This is a genomic window from Nostoc sp. JL23, assembly GCF_017115065.1.
Classification (GTDB): Bacteria; Cyanobacteriota; Cyanobacteriia; order Cyanobacteriales; family Nostocaceae; genus Nostoc; species Nostoc punctiforme_A.
The window spans coordinates 1-4,101 of record NZ_JABXKN010000112.1; the positions used below are offsets into that span (position 1 = coordinate 1).

Here is a 4,101-nt window from a genome sequence, read left to right on the forward strand (position 1 = left end):
TTGTAAGCGTAGGTGACGGTGACACCATACGGGTGAAAACTGGTAACAAAACTGTAACAGTCCGCCTTGCTTGCATTGATGCACCAGAGATGAAACAGAATCCTTGGGGTCAACAATCATCTGCAAGACTTAAACAATTGCTGCCAGTGGGACAAGGAATTACCCTACGTGCTATTGAAACTGACAAATACAAGCGCTTAGTTGCAGAGGTGTTTGTTGGTAATCGCAGTGTCAATGTGAATATGGTGCAAGAGGGACAATATGAAAGTGTATCGCCAGTATCTCAAGGGCTGTCCAGAATCTAAAGATAGTTTGTTGCAGGGTGAAAACACCGCTAAACAACAGCGTTTAGCATTTTGGAGTCAGGCTAATCCTGTGATGCCTTGGGACTTCCGCCACAGAGCTACCCAAAAGACAACATCAGTACCCACTCAAGAACAGCAACAGAATAACTGCGACCCTGCTTACCCAGATTTTTGCATTCCAAAGAATTCACCAGACTTAGATTGCCGAGATATTAGCCAACGAAGGTTTAAAGTGCTGCCACCCGATCCTCATGGGTTTGACCGAGATGGAGATGGCATTGGGTGCGAAAAATAACTACGACGAAACACAGCTTTTAGTTAGGCAGTAAAAATTTTTCATCACAATCTTGATTGTGAAATTGACTCCGAACCTTTAAACACCGTTGGAATGGCCATTACCATCAACATTATTAAGTTAGCAACCCAAAACAACACAACAACACCGAAACCCACTAATGTCAAATAGGAAAATGTTAATTGTGTGAATCCATCTAGCAGTTGCCACAACCGAAAAACTGTGTAGAAAAAGCCAATGGGTACAACAATACTTGGCACTAGGGAGCGACTAAAAACACGTTCAGAGATGAGTTGTACGGCGACTATCAACAGGTAACTTCCCCAAAATACCCATGAAGATGGTTGTTTCCAAGCCAGAGCTAACAAGCACATCGGTAACAAAACTCCAACAAAGGAGGCTAATTTGACCCACCATCGCAGAAATTGCCATTGCTGCTGGTTAAACCCAATTTCTGCCGTAAAGGGTAAACGTCGAGCTTTCACACCAAAACCATAGCCAAGAGCTAGCAGGCTTACAATCAGAAAAAAAAGCGTCAGAATCAATCCATTATTAACTGTCATCTGCTCGAAAATACCAATTTTCATACTCTTAGTTTAATCTGGCTTTAACAGCCTCGCTCCACCTTGGCTGCCAATAATAATATTTCGCCTTTTACTTTTACATACTCAGTGTGCAATGTGTTGATTCAAGCTAGTCGAAGGTTGAAGTCGAACTCCTCTCTCTTTTGCTCTATTCTTCGTAGTTAATCGCTTCCCCAATTGATGTTTGATGTTCTCTTTTATTGGCGAAAGCGGTGCTGATATATGTGATTGGAGTGATGAGTGGTGTATTGGGAGACTGTCTTACTTTCCAGACATACTGTAAGTAAGAAATTTACAAGTTCGTAGTCTTATCGAGTCTCTTAAAGCCTAACCAGTAGGTTGCTCAATTAGCCCTGTTTTGTCACTCTCGGAAAACAATAATCGAAGCAAGATTCTGAAACTTTGATTGAGTCAAGCTTTGAGCTATCAACAGATTAAGACTGACTATAAACTATTAGATGATAACTGCCGGATTGTCACCAACGATGAGTATTCAGTACTGTTAACTGCACAGTTGCGTGAAGCTCTAAATCTGCCAGGCGATCGCCCAACGATGATCCAGCAGTTTACTGATAAGAGTTACCTCAAATCTGCCCTCAAAAATTCCCTTATTCGGATGCCTAAGTATCTGATTTTTGCTCAAGACCAATACCGTCAAGAGCCAGTTTCATACTTAAAGTTTGTTCTAGAAGAACTAGGTAATCACATTTTGATCAAACCAGTTATCGGAGTCGGAAGTGAAAAAAGCAGAAGAATCTATACTGTTGATGATTTGAAAGCTTGGTGTGAAAGCAATGTAGATTCAGATTCAGAATTTGAGATGAATGAATTCATTATAGGTCAGGTATACAATACAAGTGTTGTTCTAAAAAACGGTCAGCCTTGTTATTTCGCTGCTTGCAAGCAGTATCGACCTAATGATGAGTTCATTTCTGGTCATCAAATCGGCAATATTATTGTTAGAGAAGAAGAACCAGAATTTCAGAAACTCTGGCAATTTTCAAGTGATGTGTTAGAAAGTTTAGAACACAATTACCCTAAAAATGGTGTACTCAATATTGATTTATTACTACCTTCTCTTAGCGAAGAAGCAATCCTAATCAAAGTAGCTGCACGCCCCCCGGAAGCGCTTGTATCAAGAATGTTTTACATATATCAGGGGCTACGTTTAAACGAGTTACATCTCCAATTACAGATTGGTGATTCGCCTGATATCATTCTCAAGGATAGAAATGAGTGGAAGTACAGTGCTTCCTCGATTCATCCAAAGCAGAATGGTGTTGTTACAGAAATTGAGAAGCCAGTTCTTGAAAGTGATGTGGAAATTTATTGGCAGATTTATTTGGGAGAAAGACTGGAAAAATCACAAAGTACGAGGGATGTTGCCATTGCTATTGTTTTGAGCCATCATAACTTTTCAACCCTTCAAGAGGAATATCAGGTAGCCAATTCTAGCAATTTCTACAATACTAAGAAAGATTTTTTCTAGCAGCCCGAAAGAAACTGTTTTACAGCAGTGTTTGAGTTAAAAACCGAAAAATTACCGCCTAAATGAGTAAATTTTAGTGTATTCTGCGCTTTTCTAGCAGACAGAGCTGAACAAGGGAACAAACAACTCTCTTTTGTTTGACACTCTTCGGGAAGCGACGGAATCTGTTTTAGGCTTGGTGTTCTATGTTTGCTTGTAGACTGAGAGGATGCGTTGGTCGTTAACGCTAATAAGTTTGATTTGATGAAAATTAGATAGGTTAATTTTCATTTTTTCAGTTTTTGCTTTATTGTAACTAAGTGATTTAGCAGAAACTGTGTTGTTATTCTGTTTTCCTGTAAAGCAACTAAACTCAGAATTAGGATAGTACAAAGCTCCGACAATATTTCCTTGTTGACGTTGTAATAATAAGTAGGCTTTCCCTATCTGATTAGGTTTAGGAGTTTCGCCGTATAAATATGTTCCATCAACAAGTGGAGCCGATTTGGTTGAGCTATTTGGCAAGCTTTGTCCACTTGAAGAAGGAATTTCTAAACCGACTAAAGCTAGAGAAAGCAATATAAATGCCGCACTTTTCTGGAATTTTGTGCTAACAGTTGCAGGTAGATTCATTTGTTTTTTCCTTGCGTTACTGTTGGTTGTACCTACCTTAAACCTCTTGTCGTTTGTATAAATCTTTCTGTCGGTAGAGATTAGGGTAGCAATATCAACTTTCAAGCCCTTCCACGATTACTGCTGGTGAGAGCCATTCTTAAACCTTGCCTGGATTCTCAAAGCTAGTTAAGTAGTTTTAGATTTCGGTTTCTTATCTCTACGGCAATGAATTCTTTGTGAGTTTCACTTGACCTTGAGGAAATTAACCGTAAGAGTCTTTGAACAGGTGTTGTGTTTCTCCAGTTGACGCAGGCTGAAATAATTGCATTGCTAATGGGCAAGCGATCGCTTTCACCTTTGCTTGGTGTAGCCTTATGGTTGACACCAGTATATTAATAATATTATCATGTCAACTGGCGAGCGCAGTGAAAATAAAATTAAAGTAAAAATGAATATTACAGTAGATGTAACACCGATCGCTGCGTTTAGGTGGAATGAAGAAAATGCCCAAAAACTCAGGGAGCTTAGAGAGAAAGCTGGATAGAGTAGACAAAAGCTATCTGATGCTGTGGGAGTTTCTGTGGCTTATATTCAGCAGCTAGAGACTCCTCACGTCTTTATTAACAAACCAAAAAAACCAACTCAGATGACTGTTAGTACAGAAATTCTAGAGAAACTTTGTGCTGCTTTAGATGGGGATATCACTTCACTTATTTGGAACATAGATTACAACAGCTAAGAAAATTTTCTAGGGACTTCCATAAAATAAACTATTCCACCAACAGTAATGATAATCATTTTAAAGGGGGGATGAAGGGGCTGCCGACGGCAGCC

The 4,101-nt window shown here is 39.5% G+C and carries 8 protein-coding genes; 5 read left to right on the top strand and 3 right to left on the bottom strand.

The window, feature by feature from the left end; all coding sequences use genetic code 11:
- Together HWQ42_RS23010 and HWQ42_RS23015 are read left to right on the top strand one after the other, a co-directional pair.
- Positions 1 to 305: thermonuclease family protein (locus HWQ42_RS23010; RefSeq protein ID WP_292816422.1), on the top strand; the 305-nt coding region annotated here is incomplete at its 5' end.
- Positions 262 to 600 carry a thermonuclease family protein gene (locus HWQ42_RS23015; protein ID WP_292816424.1) on the top strand — a complete coding sequence of 113 codons (339 nt, stop codon included), beginning with the start codon at positions 262 to 264 and terminating at the stop codon, positions 598 to 600. The genes HWQ42_RS23010 and HWQ42_RS23015, both read left to right, overlap by 44 nt.
- A 44-nt stretch (positions 601 to 644) precedes the next feature.
- Here the strand turns inward: HWQ42_RS23015 and HWQ42_RS23020 are convergent, their stop codons facing one another.
- Positions 645 to 1,187: a hypothetical protein gene (locus HWQ42_RS23020; RefSeq protein WP_292816426.1), complete on the bottom strand. Its 543-nt coding sequence runs from the start codon at positions 1,185 to 1,187 to the stop codon at positions 645 to 647.
- Between the two features lie 403 nt (positions 1,188 to 1,590).
- On the opposite strand from HWQ42_RS23020, the gene HWQ42_RS23025 reads away from it, so the two are divergent.
- On the top strand, positions 1,591 to 2,673 hold the full coding sequence (locus HWQ42_RS23025; protein WP_292816428.1) for an acetyl-CoA carboxylase biotin carboxylase subunit family protein: 1,083 nt from the start codon (positions 1,591 to 1,593) through the stop codon (positions 2,671 to 2,673).
- 183 nt (positions 2,674 to 2,856) lie between these two features.
- Here HWQ42_RS23025 and HWQ42_RS23030 read toward each other — a convergent pair whose 3' ends face one another.
- Together HWQ42_RS23030 and HWQ42_RS23035 are read right to left on the bottom strand one after the other, a co-directional pair.
- Positions 2,857 to 3,285, bottom strand: coding sequence for a hypothetical protein (locus HWQ42_RS23030; protein ID WP_292816429.1), 429 nt, complete (start codon positions 3,283 to 3,285; stop codon positions 2,857 to 2,859).
- A 244-nt stretch (positions 3,286 to 3,529) separates the two neighbouring features.
- A complete protein-coding gene (locus tag HWQ42_RS23035) occupies positions 3,530 to 3,652 on the bottom strand; it encodes a hypothetical protein (protein WP_292816431.1) in 123 nt (40 codons plus the stop codon).
- A gap of 21 nt (positions 3,653 to 3,673) precedes the next feature.
- On the opposite strand from HWQ42_RS23035, the gene HWQ42_RS23040 reads away from it, so the two are divergent.
- The gene (locus tag HWQ42_RS23040) at positions 3,674 to 3,811 is read left to right on the top strand and encodes a hypothetical protein (protein WP_292816433.1); all 138 of its coding nucleotides are present in this window, start codon (positions 3,674 to 3,676) and stop codon (positions 3,809 to 3,811) included.
- A 36-nt stretch (positions 3,812 to 3,847) separates the two neighbouring features.
- Positions 3,848 to 4,006 (top strand): hypothetical protein, encoded by a 159-nt coding sequence (locus HWQ42_RS23045; protein WP_292816435.1) that lies wholly within the window; start codon positions 3,848 to 3,850, stop codon positions 4,004 to 4,006.
- The last annotated feature ends 95 nt before the right edge of the window (positions 4,007 to 4,101 follow it).